This window comes from Streptomyces sp. CB01201, from assembly GCF_002803085.1.
Lineage (GTDB): Bacteria > Actinomycetota > Actinomycetes > Streptomycetales > Streptomycetaceae > Streptomyces > Streptomyces hundungensis.
The window spans coordinates 40,186-55,068 of sequence record NZ_NNBJ01000005.1 but is presented as its reverse complement, the minus strand read 5'-3'; the positions used below and the strand labels follow the sequence as shown (position 1 = coordinate 55,068).

The following is a 14,883-nucleotide window of genomic DNA, read 5'->3' as shown; positions in this document are numbered from 1 at the left end:
TTACGCACCGTGGCAAGACCATCGCGGCTTCGGCGAGGCCAATCGTGGCGACACAGGTCAGCCAGGGGTGGGCCGATCCCCCAGAGCTGACACGGCGTCACTTCGTGCGGCACTCGGCCCCGGCAGGCGCCCCCAGTTGCCGCGCCGGGCGTGGCGGAGCAGTACCGGGTCGTCGCCGACCACCACGGGGTGCCCCACCTCCGCGAGCAGCGGCAGGTCCGCCGCCTCGTCCGCGTACGCATGGCAGCGCCTGGCCGGGATGCCGTGCTCGCGCAGCAGGGCGCGGGCCGCGTACCCCTTGCCCTGGCCGATCATGGGGGCCCCGGGGCGGGAGCAGAGCACAGCGTCGGGGGCGAGCTGACGCGCTATGGGGCCCAGCTCGGCGGCGCCGGCGAGGGCGACGAGCACCACGAGGTGCCCGAGCGCGGCATGGGCGTGCAGGGCGGCGAGCACCGGCGGGTGCCAGAGCCGGCCGAGCGGCCCGGCGAGGCCGGCCAGGCCCGGCACGGCGAGCAGGGTGCCCTCCACGTCGAAGAAGGCGGCGGCGCTGGGCCGGCGCGGGCGGTCGTCTGGCCGGGTGCGGCGGGTCGTGTCCATTGCTCGGGACCATTCCCAGGCCGCCCGGCAGCTCAATCCCCAATCTTCAACGTTCTGTTGAATCCGGCTGGAATCAGACGGGTGTGCCCGGATTCTGTGCGTGGGTCAGCGTCTCCCAGGCGACGAAGAGGTCGTCGGTGCCGGCCGGGCGCTGCTGCTCGGCCAGCCTGCGCGTCTCGGGGAGCGTCATATGCAGCCGGTTCTGGAGGTGGTTGAGCAGCACCTCGACGTCCGGGCCCATGGTCCGCTCGATCTTTCCGGCGCACAGCCAGCTCGGGGCCGGCTCGCCCAGCTGGTAGCGGGCGTGGAACTCGGCCGCCGCCTTGAGGCGCTCGGCCGTCGGCCCGTACAGGTCGATGCCCTGCTGCCAGGCCGTCTCGGCGATATGGGCGGAGGCGGCGAGGGAGTACCCGACGTGCATGAGGTTGCGGCAGGTCTCCTGGCCGAGCCCGTCCGCGTAGGTGCGCTGGCCGAACCAGTACGTCGCCAGCTTGTCAGGGGTGGTCATCGAGCCGCCGGGCGGCGGGTTGGGCAGCTTGCCGTCGGAGCTAAGGTAGAAGTAGGCGGGCACCCGGGCCCGGTAGCGGTCCAGGGCGTCCTTGAAGATCTGGTGGTCCTCGACGAACACGGCGATGCCGATGGCCGCGTCCGTCATCGCCAGTTCCCAATTCCCGTTGTAATCGGGGACCTTGGCGGTGACGGCGGGCAGGTACGCCTTGCGCAGCATCCATTTGAAGCGCTGCACGGCCGGGGCCTGCCACTGCGGATAGCCCGCGTGCACGATGTCGGCGGCCCGGGCCCAGGTGGAGCCGGCCCAGGCGGTCTGGAGGTCGGCGTTGCCCTCGGTGTGCCGCTTCATCACCTGCGCCCAGCCGTCCATGATCTCCACGGCCTTCCGGGCGTGGGCCTCGTCGCCGTTGACCGACCACAGCAGGGCCTGGGTGTACGCGGCGATGGCGTCCTCGCGCTCGGCGAGGCAGGCGGGCGGCCCCGCGTTCGGCGGGCAGGGCACCACCTCGGCGGGGTGCGGGACATAGCGCAGCGAGCCGTAGCGGCTGGCCCGCATCTTCTCGAACGCCGAGCTCCACGGCTCCTGCCCGGCCCGCACCTTCTGCCGCACGGTGTCGAGCTGGCCTCGGCCGACGACGACGCCGGGGTGGTGGAACACCAGCGTCGCGGGGTCCGGGTGCCCGGCGGCGGAGGCCGCGGCATGCGGGTCGGGGGTGCAGGCCGCGAGCAGCGCGAGCGCGCCGAGGGCCAGGACGGCGGTCGCCCGCAGCGGACGGCGGCGCCGGCGGCGGGGGGACTGAGACGGATTGACCACGCTCCCACGGTCGCCCGGGGCACGCGTCGGCGCAGGATCTGTTGCGCCGAACAGGCAGCCCGCTCCCGGCGGGGTGGGCCGGGTGTCAGCCGACGGTGTCCGACAGGCCGTGGACGGGGACGTAGCCGAGCTCCACCGGCGGATCGCCGGGCGTCCAGCCGTCGAGCAGGGCGTGCAGCTGGGGCGGCCAGATCTGCTCGTCGGTATGCCTCAGTTCCTCCGGCGCCCACCAGCGCCAGCCGAGGATGCCGTCCGCGCGGTGTTCCTCCGCCAGGCCGGGGCCGATCTCGCGACGGATGTCCGGGGCGTCGGCGAGATAGATGTGCTCGAACTGGCGCACCGGCACTCCGGCCCGGGTGAAGTCATGGGTCCAGGTGCACAGCGCAGGGCCCGGTTCGAGGTCGGCCCAGCCGGTCTCCTCGCGCAGCTCGCGGCGGGCGCCCTCGCGCGGGGACTCCCCCGCGTCCAGGCCGCCGCCGGGCGTCGCCCAGTGCGGGCCGACCTCTTCGTTGTCGTACCAGAGCAGGAACACCGCGCCGAGCGCGTCGCGGACGACGATCCGCGCGGCGTCCCGGGGGGTCCGTGTCTTCGCCGGGCTCATGCGGCGACCGCCGGGGGCATCGCGCACATGCTCACGATCTCGTCCATGGACAGACCGAGGACCGAGGCGAGGGCGGCCACGGTGAAGAAGGCGGGGGTGGGCGCGCGGCCCGTCTCGATCTTGCGGAGGGTCTCGGCGGAGAGGCCCGCCGCCGCCGCGATCTCCGTCATGCTGCGATCCCCGCGCGCCGAACGCAACAGGCGGCCGAGCCGCTCGCCTCGTTCGCGCTCCGCGGGGGTGAGTGGGGTGCGGACCATACGGCCGAGTCTAGGGCCTGTCCGGCGGAGTCCGGTCGGGGTGGGCTGCGGGACGGTGATCGACGGCTGGAGCGGGGAGTCAGTTGGCGGCCACGAACCGCCGGGCCAGGTCCTGGCCCAGGGTCACCGCCTCCTCGTGGCTCTCGATCGGCTCGGCCCGGGAGTTCTGGAACAGGATGTAGGTGACGCCGGATTCGGCGCCGCCCGTCTTCGGGCTCGGATCCATGCCCAGCGCCTTGGCGGTGGCGTAGGACGCCTCGCCGATGACGGATTTGGGGCCCGTGTCGCCGACGACCGCGTACTCGACCCGGTTGCCGTAGACGACCGCGGCCACACCGCCGCCCTTGATTCCGGAGGCGCTGTAGTTCCAGAGCGGGCTCGCGTTCGGCACCACCACGTACGACACCTTCTCCGCGTCGAGGGGCTTGTCGTTCGACTGGTGGAAGCGGGTGTCGGGCTGGAACCACGGGTCCGTCGCCTTGTTGCAGGCGGCCGTCGCCCGGCCGTCGCAGTCGACGTCCAGGTCGGCCTGCCAGAACACCGCCCCGTTCTTGCCGCAGACCGGGACGGTGGCCTCTGCCTTGGGATCCGTCCGGTACTTGCCGTGGGAGATCTGGGCACAGGTCTGCACCTTGGCGAGGAGCTCGGCCGCACCGACCGGGCCGGCGGGCGTCCGGCCGGACGGGTCGGCGGCGCGGCCGGCGGGCGCGGTGGCGGGCTGCGCGGTCGCCGGGAGCGCGACCGCACAGAGCAGAGCGACGCCGGATGCCGCGGCGAGGGCGAGCGTTCTGGAGCGCACGGAAGAACCCTTCTGTCAGGAATGCGTTCTTGGCCGTTTGTCAGGAATGCGTCCTTACCCGTTGTGCGACCGATCCGATCTTCGGCCCGCACCGCTGCCGCCCCGCCCACGACAAGAGGCCCCTGGCTCCCGGCCGTTCAGGTCGGGGCCATGGGCCTCCTGGGCGGCTTCAGCCGCGGCTACTGCTTTCCACTCGGATGGACCACGAGCGCCGAGCCGCCGCCGCGCCGCACGGTCTCGGCCGCCGCGAGCCAGCGGCCGTCGGGCAGCCGCTGCACTCCGGTCGCGGCCCCGATCTCCGGGTTCAGCGTGAACGAGTGGCCGAGCGCCTCCAACTGCGCCCTCAACGGGCTGTTGTAGAGCGCCGGTTCGAGCTCGGTCCGTGCCGCGTTGCGCTGGCTCGCGCGCGGCGCCGCGATCGCGGCGACCAGCGGCATGCCCCGGTCCAGGTGGTTGACCAGGGTCTGGAGCACGGTGGTGATGATGGTCGCGCCGCCCGGCGAGCCGAGCGCGAGCACCGGCTTGCCGTGCCGGTCGAGCACGATCGTCGGCGAGATGGACGAGCGCGGCCGCTTGCCCGGGCCCGGCAGGTTCGGGTCGTGGACGGCCGGGTTGGCCGGGGCGAAGGAGAAGTCGGTCAGCTCGTTGTTGAGCAGGAAGCCCCGGCCGGGCACGGTGATCGCGCTGCCGCCGGTCTGCTCGATGGTGAGCGTGTACGCGACGACGTTGCCCCACTTGTCGGCGACGGTTAGATGCGTGGTGTTGTCGCCCTCGTACGTGGTCGGGGACGCGGCGCCGGACGTCCCGCACGCCTGCGGGTCGCGGGGGTCACCGGGCGCGAGCGGGCTGGTCAGGACCGCGTCGTCCTTGATCAGGCAGGCCCGCGAGTCGGCGAAGCGCTGCGAGAGCAGCCCCCGGGTCGGCACCTTCTCGAACGCCGGGTCGCCGACCCAGCGCCCCCGGTCGGCGAACGCGATCCGGCTGGCCTCGATGTAGTGGTGCAGGAACTGGACGTCCGAGGCCTTCGACAGGTCGGTCCGCTCCAGGATGTTGAGCGCCTCGCCCACCGAGGTGCCGCCGGAGCTGGAGGGGGGCATGCCGTAGACGTCGAGCCCGCGGTAGCCGACCTTGGTGGGCGCCCGGAACTTGGCCTGGTAGGCGCGCAGGTCCTGCCGGGTCAGATCGCCACTGCGCACCTTGCGGGTCGACTTGGGGTCGACGGGGGGCTTGCGCACGGTACGGACGATGTCCGCGCCGAGGTCGCCCCGGTAGACGGCGTCGACGCCCTTGCGTCCCAACTCCTCGTAGGTGCGCGCCAGATCGGGGTTCTTGAAGGTGGAGCCGACCACCGGGAGCTGCCCGCCCGGCAGGAACAGCTTGGCCGTGTCGGGGAAGTCGGCGAACCGGGCCTGGTTGTCCTTGGTCTGCGAGCGGAAGGTGTCGTCGACGGTGAACCCGCTCCGTGCGAGCCGTTCGGCGGGCTTGAGGAGCGTGCCGAGCGATGTGCTGCCCCAGGCGTCCAGGGCCCGGTCCCAGGTGGCGGCGGTGCCCGGGGTGCCGATGCTGAGCCCGCTGGTCACCGCGTCCGCGAAGGGCAGCGGCTTGCCGTTCTCCAGGAACAGTGAGGAGGTGGCGGAGCCGGGCGCGGTCTCGCGGCCGTCGAGGGTGTGCACGGATCGGGAGGCCGCGTCGTAGTAGACGAAGTAGCCGCCTCCGCCGATGCCCGAGGAGTACGGCTCGGTGACGCCGAGGGCGGCGGCGGTGGCGACGGCAGCGTCCACCGCGTTGCCGCCGTTCTTGAGGACCTCCAGGCCGGCGGCGGACGCGTCGGCGTCCACGCTCGACACCGCTCCCCCGTAGCCGACCGCCTCCGGCACCTTGGCGGGGGTACGGCCCGGCGGCGCGGCCGTCGTGGGCGGGGCGGCCGCGACCGAGGCCGCCACCGCGGCCGCCGCGGCGAGGAGGGACAGGGTGCGGACAGCAGGACGACGCATGCATACCTCCCGTTGGCGAACGTCCGCGCAGCGTAGCGCCGTCCCTCGGGTGACGTCATGAGCACGTCGAACGAGCGGGCGAACTCCCGCTAGCATGCGCGCCCATGAATGACGACGTACGCAACATCGTGCTCGGCGTGGTGGCCGCGGGCATAAGCGCCGCGTTCGGGTGGCTCACCCGCACCTACCTCTGGAAGCGGAAGCTCCGACGCAAGCAGGCGTTCTTCGGGCTGCCGGGAAATTCGGAGTGCCTTCTCGTCGTCAACCGGGAGGCTGGGCTCGACGGGGCGGTGCACCGCTACGACGTGTTCGCGCTGCTCGAACTCTCCTCGCTCATCAAGGACTGCGGGGCCCACACGCAGATCATCCAGGGTGAACTCGCCCAGCAGGGCTTCGGTGAACGCACCGAGTTCTGCGTGGGGGGTCCGTACTCGAACCGGCGCACCGCGGCGCACCTCGCCTCACTGCTGCCTGGCGTGAAGGTCAACGTGGACACCGAACCGGGGCCCCATCGGGGCTCGTTCCAGGTCGGCACCGAGCGCTACACGATGGACCACGGGGTCGCCGAATACGTACTCCTCGCCCGGATCACGGTGGGCCAGGAAGCCCGGCCGGTGTTCCTGTTCTGCGGCCAGCGCGCGATCAACAACCAGGCCGCGACCCGCTATCTCGCGCGGAACCACGCCCAGTTGGCACGCAAGCACGGCAACGGCTCGTTCTGCCTGCTCCTCAAGGTCGTCAACTCCCAGGCGTACGGCCCCGATGTGGTCGAACTCGTCGCCGATGTGACCCGGGCGGCCCAGGAGCCCGCCCCGGCCATCCGCACCTCGCACCGTGCCACCGGCTAATCCACCCGCACGAGCAGCGACTTGACGCCGTTGATGAAGTGGGAGACGAGCCGGCGCGGCGGCGCCGCGAGTTCCGTGCGGGGCAGGACGCGCAGCGCCTCCTCGTGCAGCACCCTCAGTTGCAGCCTGGCGAAGTGCGCGCCGAGGCAGACGTGCGGGCCGTCCCCGAAGGAGACGTGCGGGTTCGGGCTGCGGGCCAGGTCCAGGCGGTGCGGGTCGGCGAAGACCCGCTCGTCGTGGTTGGCGGAGGCGTGGAAGACGACGACCTTGGCGCCCGCCGCGATGCGCTGCCCGGCCAGGACGGCGTCGCGGGCGGCGGTGCGCCGGAAGCTCAGCACCGGCGGATGCCACCGCAGCAGCTCCTCGACCGCCGTGTCCACCGGAACCTGACGCTCCATCAACGACAGTCGTGCGGACGGATGTTGGGCCAAGGCGAGCAGCCCTCCCGGGGCCGCCGAGCGGACGGTGTCGTTGCCCGCCACGGTCAGCAGGAAGAAGAACATCTCCAGCTCCGCGTCGGCCAGCCGGGAATGTGCGAGCGAGGTCATGATGTCGTCGGCGGGCCGCTCGCGCTTGTAGGCCGCCAGCTCCTGCGCGTACGCGAACATCTCCGCCAGCATCGCGGGCGAGCGCGGGTTGACCGGCCTTCCGTCGGGGCCGCGCACGGGGGGCACGTCCGGGTCCTGGTAGGCGATGACCCGCTCGGTCCACTCCAGGAGCAGGCCGCGGTCGCCGGGCGGAACGCCGAGCAGGTCGGTGAGGTTGAGCAGCGCGTAGTCGTCGGTGACGTCGGCCACCAGGTCGATGACGCCGTCCTCGGCTCCGGCACGGGCGCCGGTGAGCAGGGCACGGGCCCGCTCGCGCGCGAGGGCCTCGAAGCGCTCGACGCGTCCCGGGGTGAAGGCGCGGCTCACCAGGCGGCGCAGCACGCCGTGTTCGGGCGGGTCCTGGTTGAGCATCATGCGGCGGATGAACGGCAGGTCCGCCGGGTCGGGGTCGCGGATCTGGGTGGCACCCAGCGTCGAGGAGAAGGTGCCCGCGTCCTTGAGGACGCGTACGACGTCCGCGTGCCGGGTGACCGCCCAGAAGCCGGGCCCGGCGGGCCAGCCGAGCACCTCGGGCTCGGCCTGCCACGCGACCGGGTGACGGTCGCGCAGCTCGCGGTAGGCGGCGTGCGGCGGTCCTGCCGCGTAGGGGCGGGGATCGAAGACGTCGGGGAACTCAGCCATGGCGGACCGGGTCAGACATGGTCGGCCCGCAGAAAGTCCTCGACGGTACGGATCAGGTCGAGCGGGGCCTCGTCCATGGCGTGGTGCCCGGCGAGGGGCAGTTCGACGAGCTGGCCGGCCGGGTACCAGCGCAGCCAAGTGCCGCGCAGGAACTCGGCGTTGATGGCGGGGTCGAGCGCGCCGGTCACCGCGAGGGCGGGCACCGGGGAGCCCTCGGTCTCCTCGTGGAAGTCCTCGCCCGACCAGGAGTCGAGCCAGGCACGGAATGCCTTGGGGTCGCTGCGCTCCATCGAGCGCCGGGTCATCCGGTCGAGCCAGGCGTCGGGGCGGTCGCCGCCGGTGGTGAGGTCGATGATCGCCCGGCGCTTGGCCGGATGCTCGGCGGCCCCGGTGAACAGGGCGCGGGTCTTCTCGTCCATCGGCATGCCGCTGGCCGGGACCGGCGATATGCCGACCATGCGCCGCACCCGGTCGGGGGCGGCGGCGAGCACGCGCTGCACGACGGCGCCGCCCATCGAGTGCCCGATCAGCGAGAAGCGGTGCCAGCCGAGCCGGTCGGCGAGACCGAGGACGTCCTGGGCCCCCTCGCTCGTGGTGAACGCGCCCGAGGCGTTCCTGGCCTCCCCGTAGCCGCGCAGGTCGACGAAGGCGTAGGTGAACACGGCGGCGTCGAGGTCGGGCAGCACGGCGGCGTAGTCGCCGCGGTCGGCGAGCCAGCCGTGCACGGCGACGACCCGGTGCGGGCCGTCGCCGTGGAGGGTGTGGGGCAGCGTGAATCCGGCCATGGGCACTCCGATTCCGGGCAGCGGTCGTCGGCGTACGTGCTCGCGGTGGTGCTGTCGGCGTGCGAGACGTACGCGTACACGGTGGCGGTCGCCCTGCCACGAGGCAAGAAGCCGGTCAGAACTGCCAGTGGGTGTCGGCCGGTTCCGCCGTGCGGTCCTCGACGACGACCTCGGCGGGCGCGAACCGGCCCACTACCGTGAGGACTTGGGCCGCGTCGAAGTCGAAGAGCTGCTCCTCGAAGCAGAGTCCGTGCGCGCCCTTCGCGCGGCCGAGCACGGGGGCCAGGCGCCGGTACATGGACCGGGGGCGGCTGACGTGGGGCAGCGCCGGTGAGCGCAGGTCCACGACGAGGAAGCGGCGGACGTGCCGGCCGGTCCGCACGGCGACGGCGGTCACGGCGCTCACCTCGTCCCAGTCGACCCGTCCCGCGAGCCAGGTCGGCAGCCGCACGGTGAGCGCGTCGATGTCCACGTCGATGCGCAGCGGGCGCAGCAGATAGCCCACGAAGGTGACGGCGACGACCAGCAGGGCCACACCCGAGACGGCCATCACCGGGCCCGCGACGCCCCCGTTGGGGCCGTCGAAGATCGCGGCGACCGCCAGGTACCAGGCCCCGAGCGCCACGACCGAGGCGAGCGGGATCCACCGCAGGGCGGGGCGCAGCCCGAGGACGATCGGGGCGGCCGTGGGCCGCGCGGCGTTGGCTGAATTCTCCACACGCAGAGCTTGGTGGGTCGGCGGCCCCGGCGCCAGAGTGTTACCCATGGGTTTACTGAATTGAAGTCAACCGATCCGTGCCTCGTTCACCGGCCCGGCGCGGTCACGGCGTGGCGCGGTCACGGCCCGGTGCGGTCACGGCCCGGCGGCCGGCTCAGGGTGAACAGGCGAGCGGGCTGAGCGAGCTCGGGGATCCGTTGCCGAGGATCGTCGCCCGCAGACCCGGGCCGCGCGCCGACACCTGGAGCGCTGTGCAGGCGATCTGGCGCTGTGCGGTCGGGGTGAGGCCCGATACGTCCTGACCGAGCACCAGGGTCACGCCGCCCTCGCCGACGGTCATCTTCAACGGGCCCCGCAGCGGCGGCAGTTCACTGCGCAGACCGACCGCCCGCTCGTCCTGGTCCGGGCCCGCGAAGAGCAGGGGCAGAAGCGGCTGGGAGGCGCCCGGGCGCACGACGGGCATCAATCCGTCGGGGCCCACGAAGTAGAGCACGGTCGATCCGTCGGGGGGCGGCATCGCCTGCGCGGTCGCGGGGTCGCCCACCGCGACGACATCGGTGGACTGGATGCCGCAGCCCGCCGCGAGCAGCCCGGCGGGCAGCAGGGCGAGTGCGGCGAGCGCCCGAAGGCCGGCGAGCCTCGACCTCATCGGGCGGCCTCCACGGGGGCGGCGCCGAGCACACCGGCGGGCAGCTCGACGGTGAACACCGCGCCGCCCTCCGGCCCGTTCGCGGCCCGGACCGTGCCGCCGTGCAGCCGTACGTTCTCCAGCGTGATCGCGAGCCCGAGGCCGCTGCCCGCCGAGCGGGTACGGGCCGCGTCCGCCTTGTAGAAGCGGTCGAAGATGTGCGGCAGCACCGCCGCGTCGATGCCGGGCCCCCGGTCGGCGACCTCCACCACCAGGGGGCCGTCGCCGGACCCCGGTCGCAGCCGTACGGTCACCGGCTCCGAGCCGTGCCGCAGGGCGTTGCCGACCAGGTTGGCCACCACGATGTCGAAGCGCCGCGGGTCGATCATCGCCCTTACGCCGTCCGGGAGTTGGGTGATCACACGGTCCTGCCAGTGCCGTCGCTGAAGGGTCTTGCGGATGGTCTCGGCGACGTCCACCTCATCGGCGTTGAGCTCGGCCGCCTTGGCGTCGAAGCGGGAGATCTCCATCAGGTCCTCGACGAGGTTGGCGAGCTTGCCGGTCTCGGCCGAGATGAGGCGCACCGCGCGTGCGGTGTCGGGGTCGAGCCCGTCGGCGTCCTCGTCGAGGACCTCGGTCACCGCGAGCATGCCGGCCAGCGGGGTGCGCAGTTCGTGCGAGACGTCGGAGGCGAAGCGCCTCGCCCGGGCCTCCGCCTTCTGCAACTCCTCGACGGAGCGCTCCAGTTCCTCCGCCGACTCGTTGAACGTCCAGGCCAGATCGGCGAGTTCGTCCGAACCCTTGACCTCGATGCGGGTGTCGAGCCGGCCCTTGCCCATGCTGCTGGCGGCCCGCCGCAGATCGCGCACCGGGCGCAGCACGCTGCGGGCGGCGAGCAGGGCGGGGACCACGGCGATCGCGAGGGCGGGCAGCGCGCCGTTCTTGGCCGCCGTGACCATGGCCTGGATGGTGACGCCCTCGGCCTTGAGGTCCATCACGGCGTACAGATAGACCCCGCTGCGCTGCTCGGTGAAGCTGTCGAACATCACCGGCATGCCGATGGTCAGATACGGGGTGCCGTCCCGGATCACCCGCTGGAACGAGCCGTGCGCGTTCGCGTGCGTCTTGCGGCGCAGCTCGTCGGTGATCACGGTGGAGGTGGGCCGGTTGGTGGAGGAGGCGCGCAGGGTGCCGTACTCCGCGAACACGAACCAGGGGTGCGGCTTTCCGGCCCGGGCCAGGGTGCGGCAGGCGTTCTGCAACGCGGCGGTGGAAGTGGGCAGCGAGAAGTACTCGTTGGCTATCTGCTCGCGGAACTGCTCGACGGCCTGGTCCTGGGCCTGCTTGAGGATGGCGGAACGGGCCGACTGGTAGGTGAGGGCGGCGGTGGTGACCGCGCTGATCGCGGCCACCAGGAGGAAGGCCGCGATCAGACGCGTGCGCAGTCCGGGGCGCAGGCCGCGGCGGCGGAGGGGGAACCTCACAGCGGCCCGAAGCGGTAGCCGAAGCCGCGCACGGTCTGGATGTAGCGGGGCGCGCCGTCGGGTCCCGCGGTGTCGCCGAGCTTCTGGCGCAGCCGCCGCACGCAGGCGTCGACCAGTCGGGCGTCGCCGTGGTAGCTGTGCTCCCACACCGATTCGAGGAGCTGCTGGCGGCTGAAGACCTGCTCGGGCGAGGCGGCCAGGTGGAGCAGGAGCTTCAGCTCGGAGGGCGCGAGCGCGAGGCGTTCACCGTTCCTGGCGGCGGTCAGACCCGCCCGGTCCAGGGCCAGCTCGCCGTGGAACTCCGGTCCCGAGCGGGTGACGGGGTCGGCGAGGCGGCGCAGTACGGCCCGGATGCGGGCCTCGATGACCTCGGTCCGTGCGGGCTTGACGATGTAGTCGTCGGCGCCGGCCTCAAGGCCGATCACCACGTCGAAGTCGTCGCCGCGCGCGGTGAGCATGATGATCGGCAGCTGGCTGGTCTCGCGTATCTTCCGGCAGACCTGGACTCCGTTCATGCCGGGCAGCATCAGGTCGAGCAGCACCAGATCCGGGTGGAAGGACTTGAGCGAGGCGAGCCCGGCCTCGCCGGTCCCGGCGGCCAGCACCTCGTGGCCGCGCCTGCGCAGCCCGAGCTCGACCCCTTCGCGAACGGAGGGGTCGTCTTCTATGAGGAGCACGCGAGGCATAGGCGTCAGTATCCCAACCGTCTCATTTGTCCCGTCACCGGGCTCGGTGTCTGCCGCCGCCGCGCACCTTGTCGAGCACGGCGTTGATGTCGGTGAGCCCCAGCGGCCGGGCCAGCAGCGCGAGCGCGACGACGAGCGTCATGGTTCCGGCGCCGGCCGCGGCGACACTGCCGAGCCCGTCGGCGCAGCGGGCCGCCGCGTGGCCGAGCGCCGCGGCGGGCACGGCACCGAGCAGCAGCCGCAGATGCGCGAGGAGCGCCGGCGAGCGCAGCAGCGGACCCCCGCCGAGCCTGCGGTTGAGGGTGTACGCGGTGGCCGCGAGCCCGGCCAGGAGTGCCACGGTGTAGGCGCCGGCGATGCCCGTCACGGCCCAGCGCGGGGGCAGCGCGAGGTAGGCGACGACGGTGAGGGCCGCGTTGACCCCGGCGATGACGAGGTTGAGCAGGAACGGGGTGCGGGTGTCGCCGAGCGCGTAGAAGCCGCGGGACAACACGTACTGTCCCGAGAGCGCGATCAGTCCGGGGGCGAAGGCCATGAGCATGCCCGCCATGACCGTGATGTCGGCGGCGCCGGTCCTGCCGTACTCGAAGACCGAACCGAGGATCCAGGGCGCGAGCGCGAACAGCGCGCAGGCGGCGGGGACGATTATCGCGCCGCAGGTCCGCAGGCCGTAGGAGACGTCCGCCCGTACCCCCGCGAGGTCGCCCTCCGCCGAGGCCCGGCTCATCCGCGGCATCAGCGCGGTGACCAGGGAGACGGTGACGATGCCGTGCGGCACCATCCAGAGCACATAGGCGTTGGTGTACGCGGTGTATCCCGCTCCCCCGGCGATTCCCTCGTGCTCGGCGCGGTGCCCGGCCGTGGTGGCGAGCCGGGTCACCACCCAGTACGCGAGCTGGTTGGAGACGACGAGCAGCACCGCCCAGCCCGCCGAGCGCAGCGGCCGCCCGAGTCCGCTGCCGCGCCAGTCGAAGCGGGGGCGCCAGCGGAAGCCGGCCGAGCGCAGCGAGGGCACGAGGGCGAGGGCCTGGACCACGATGCCCGCGGTGGTGCCCCAGCCGAGCAGCCGGGCATCGCCCGCGCTCAGCGTGCCCGAGCCGCCTGCGGCGAGGGCGAGGTAGAGCCCGAACACCCCAATGACGACAAGGTTGTTGAGCACCGGCGTCCACATCATGGCGCCGAACCGGCCGCGCGCGTTGAGGACCTGGCCGAACAGGGTGAACAGGCCGTAGAAGAGGATCTGCGGCAGGCAGTACCGGGCGAGCGCGATCGTGAGGTCGGCCTGGCCGCCGCTGTAGTCGGTGTACGCGCCGACGATCCAGGGGGCCCCGACCACCGCGAGCGCGGTGACGGCGACCAGCGCGGTGGTGCAGGCCGTCATGAGGCGGTCGGTGTAGGCGGCCCCGCCGTCGGCGTGCTCCTTGGCGGCGCGCACCAGCTCGGGCACGAAGACCGCGTTGAGGGTGCCGCCGATGAGGAGCATGTAGAGGATGTTGGGGACGTTGTTGGCGACCGCGTAGCCGTCGCCGAGCAGTCCGACGCCGAGCGCCGCCGCGACGACCGCGGAGCGTACGAAGCCGGTCGCGCGCGAGACGACGGAGCCCGCCGCCATCAGCGCGCTGCTGCGCAGGAGGGCGGATCCCTTGCCGACGGCGGCCGTCGCGGTCGCGGTCACCGGCGCGCCAGATACGCCTGGAAGGCGCGGTACAGCGCGTTGTTGGTGGTCCCGCCCATGGATGTCTCCCACTCGCCCAGCGTCTCGACGACCTGCCCGCCGGTGCCGAGTTTCCAGCGCAGGAGGCCGAAGGGCCGGTCCTGCGGATCAAGAGTGGAGGGTACCCCGCGCATGTCGTACACCTCGGCGCCGAGCGCGTGGGCGTCCTGGATCATCTGCCACTGGAGCGCATTGCTGGGGCGGACCTCGCGGCGGTGGTCGGCGGAGGCGCCGGTCTGGTACCAGGCCCGCCGCCCCACCGTGATCATGGTGTGCGCGGCGAGCACCTCGCCCCGGTGGACGGCCAGGTACAGCCGCATCCGGCCGGGCTGCTCGGCGTTGAGGGCCTCGTACTGGCGCTGGAAGTACGCGAGCGAGCGGCCGAGCCGGAAGCCGTCGCGCTCCTCGGTGATCCGCAGGAGCCGGTAGAACTCGGGGAGGTCGGCGGCGGTCCCGGTCACGGTCCGCACCCCGGCCTTGTGCGCGGTGCGCACATTGCGGCGCCACTCCTGGTTGAGCCCGGCCCACAGCTGCTCGGTGCCGCGCCCCGCGAGCGCCAGCCGGAAGACGTGGCGGGGCTGTGCGTCGGCGTCGCCGTCGTCGTCCCCGCCGCAGCGTCGCCAGCCGCGGGTGCGCAGCCGCTCGGCGACGGCGGAGCCGAGCGGGTCCACCTCGGTGGCCAGGATGTCGCCGATCCGGCGGCCGGCTCCGGTGGCGGCCTTGAGGCGGGCGGCGTCCCAGCGCCGGTAGGCGGGCGTGGGCCCGATCCGGACCGCGAAGGCGCCGGCCCTGCGCAGATGGCGCAGCAACGGCTGGAGCCAGCGGTCGATTTCGGGGTCGGCCCAGTCGGCCACCGGGCCCTCCGGCAGATAGGCGAAGTATTTGCGGGTGCCGGGGAATTGCCGGTAGAGGATCTGGGCGGCGCCGGTCAATTCGCCGTTGTCAAGGGACCATCCGACCCTTTCCGCAACCCATTGGTCCTTCACGTCGGACCACGAGGGACATTGCAGAAAACTGACGTCGGCGCGGCTCGCGAGAAACGAGCGGTACTCGGCGGTGCCGAGGCCGCGGACCCCGGCGTCCTGGTCCCGGTCATCGGTCACCAGCAGTGCGGACACGTCCGTGGCCTCCCAAGTGCGCCCCGTCGTCGGTCCTCCGGGGGTGCACAGGATGCTCACAGCGGTCCGTGACGGGTTCGCGCGGTGTATGTGACGGGACG

At 72.8% G+C, this 14,883-nt stretch carries 15 protein-coding genes; 1 reads left to right on the top strand and 14 read right to left on the bottom strand.

Features of this window, described 5'->3' with window-relative positions; translation table 11 throughout:
* Window positions 1–57 precede the first annotated feature (57 nt).
* From CG740_RS12455 to ggt, 6 genes are all read right to left on the bottom strand, one after another.
* Window positions 58–597, bottom strand: a complete 540-nt coding sequence (locus CG740_RS12455) for an HAD family hydrolase (RefSeq protein ID WP_100575149.1) — start codon at window positions 595–597, stop codon at window positions 58–60.
* Window positions 598–670: 73 nt separating this feature from the next.
* Complete coding sequence (locus CG740_RS12450; protein ID WP_234376213.1) at window positions 671–1,921, bottom strand: alginate lyase family protein; 1,251 nt, start codon at window positions 1,919–1,921, stop codon at window positions 671–673.
* Window positions 1,922–2,006: 85 nt separating this feature from the next.
* Window positions 2,007–2,522, bottom strand: a complete 516-nt coding sequence (locus CG740_RS12445; RefSeq protein WP_100575148.1) for an NUDIX hydrolase — start codon at window positions 2,520–2,522, stop codon at window positions 2,007–2,009.
* On the bottom strand, window positions 2,519–2,779 hold the full coding sequence (locus tag CG740_RS12440; protein WP_100575147.1) for a helix-turn-helix domain-containing protein: 261 nt from the start codon (window positions 2,777–2,779) through the stop codon (window positions 2,519–2,521). The genes CG740_RS12445 and CG740_RS12440 overlap by 4 nt, the downstream gene beginning before the upstream one ends.
* 79 nt (window positions 2,780–2,858) lie before the next feature.
* Window positions 2,859–3,578 carry a glycoside hydrolase family 75 protein gene (locus tag CG740_RS12435; RefSeq protein WP_100575146.1) on the bottom strand — a complete coding sequence of 240 codons (720 nt, stop codon included), beginning with the start codon at window positions 3,576–3,578 and terminating at the stop codon, window positions 2,859–2,861.
* 179 nt (window positions 3,579–3,757) lie between these two features.
* A complete protein-coding gene (gene ggt / locus CG740_RS12430) occupies window positions 3,758–5,572 on the bottom strand; it encodes a gamma-glutamyltransferase (RefSeq protein ID WP_100575145.1) in 1,815 nt (604 codons plus the stop codon).
* Between the two features lie 104 nt (window positions 5,573–5,676).
* Here ggt and CG740_RS12425 point away from each other — a divergent pair, with 104 nt between their 5' ends.
* Complete coding sequence (locus tag CG740_RS12425) at window positions 5,677–6,420, top strand: hypothetical protein (RefSeq protein WP_100575144.1); 744 nt, start codon at window positions 5,677–5,679, stop codon at window positions 6,418–6,420.
* Here CG740_RS12425 and CG740_RS12420 read toward each other — a convergent pair.
* From CG740_RS12420 to CG740_RS12385, 8 genes are all read right to left on the bottom strand, one after another.
* Window positions 6,417–7,649, bottom strand: a complete 1,233-nt coding sequence (locus tag CG740_RS12420; RefSeq protein WP_100575143.1) for a cytochrome P450 — start codon at window positions 7,647–7,649, stop codon at window positions 6,417–6,419. The two genes, CG740_RS12425 and CG740_RS12420, sit on opposite strands and share 4 nt — an antisense overlap.
* 11 nt (window positions 7,650–7,660) lie before the next feature.
* Window positions 7,661–8,434 carry an alpha/beta fold hydrolase gene (locus tag CG740_RS12415; RefSeq protein ID WP_100575142.1) on the bottom strand — a complete coding sequence of 258 codons (774 nt, stop codon included), beginning with the start codon at window positions 8,432–8,434 and terminating at the stop codon, window positions 7,661–7,663.
* A gap of 115 nt (window positions 8,435–8,549) precedes the next feature.
* On the bottom strand, window positions 8,550–9,152 hold the full coding sequence (locus tag CG740_RS12410; RefSeq protein WP_159030283.1) for a hypothetical protein: 603 nt from the start codon (window positions 9,150–9,152) through the stop codon (window positions 8,550–8,552).
* Window positions 9,153–9,306: 154 nt separating this feature from the next.
* Window positions 9,307–9,801: a hypothetical protein gene (locus tag CG740_RS12405; protein WP_100575140.1), complete on the bottom strand. Its 495-nt coding sequence runs from the start codon at window positions 9,799–9,801 to the stop codon at window positions 9,307–9,309.
* A complete protein-coding gene (locus CG740_RS12400; protein WP_100575139.1) occupies window positions 9,798–11,264 on the bottom strand; it encodes a sensor histidine kinase in 1,467 nt (488 codons plus the stop codon). The genes CG740_RS12405 and CG740_RS12400 overlap by 4 nt, the downstream gene beginning before the upstream one ends.
* Window positions 11,261–11,950, bottom strand: coding sequence for a response regulator transcription factor (locus CG740_RS12395; protein WP_100575138.1), 690 nt, complete (start codon window positions 11,948–11,950; stop codon window positions 11,261–11,263). The genes CG740_RS12400 and CG740_RS12395 overlap by 4 nt, the downstream gene beginning before the upstream one ends.
* Before the next feature lie 34 nt (window positions 11,951–11,984).
* Window positions 11,985–13,625 carry a murein biosynthesis integral membrane protein MurJ gene (murJ, locus tag CG740_RS12390; RefSeq protein WP_100575137.1) on the bottom strand — a complete coding sequence of 547 codons (1,641 nt, stop codon included), beginning with the start codon at window positions 13,623–13,625 and terminating at the stop codon, window positions 11,985–11,987.
* On the bottom strand, window positions 13,622–14,782 hold the full coding sequence (locus tag CG740_RS12385; RefSeq protein WP_100575136.1) for a lipid II:glycine glycyltransferase FemX: 1,161 nt from the start codon (window positions 14,780–14,782) through the stop codon (window positions 13,622–13,624). Before CG740_RS12385 ends, murJ begins: the two co-directional genes overlap by 4 nt.
* Window positions 14,783–14,883 lie beyond the last annotated feature (101 nt).

Coding starts and splice junctions, on each gene's coding strand:
- CG740_RS12455 (WP_100575149.1), bottom strand. CDS start 597: ATGGACACGACCCGCCGCACCCGGCCAGACGACCGCCCGCGCCGGCCC.
- CG740_RS12445 (WP_100575148.1), bottom strand. CDS start 2,522: ATGAGCCCGGCGAAGACACGGACCCCCCGGGACGCCGCGCGGATCGTC.
- CG740_RS12440 (WP_100575147.1), bottom strand. CDS start 2,779: ATGGTCCGCACCCCACTCACCCCCGCGGAGCGCGAACGAGGCGAGCGG.
- ggt (WP_100575145.1), bottom strand. CDS start 5,572: ATGCGTCGTCCTGCTGTCCGCACCCTGTCCCTCCTCGCCGCGGCGGCC.
- CG740_RS12425 (WP_100575144.1), top strand. CDS start 5,677: ATGAATGACGACGTACGCAACATCGTGCTCGGCGTGGTGGCCGCGGGC.
- CG740_RS12420 (WP_100575143.1), bottom strand. CDS start 7,649: ATGGCTGAGTTCCCCGACGTCTTCGATCCCCGCCCCTACGCGGCAGGA.
- CG740_RS12415 (WP_100575142.1), bottom strand. CDS start 8,434: ATGGCCGGATTCACGCTGCCCCACACCCTCCACGGCGACGGCCCGCAC.
- CG740_RS12405 (WP_100575140.1), bottom strand. CDS start 9,801: ATGAGGTCGAGGCTCGCCGGCCTTCGGGCGCTCGCCGCACTCGCCCTG.
- CG740_RS12395 (WP_100575138.1), bottom strand. CDS start 11,950: ATGCCTCGCGTGCTCCTCATAGAAGACGACCCCTCCGTTCGCGAAGGG.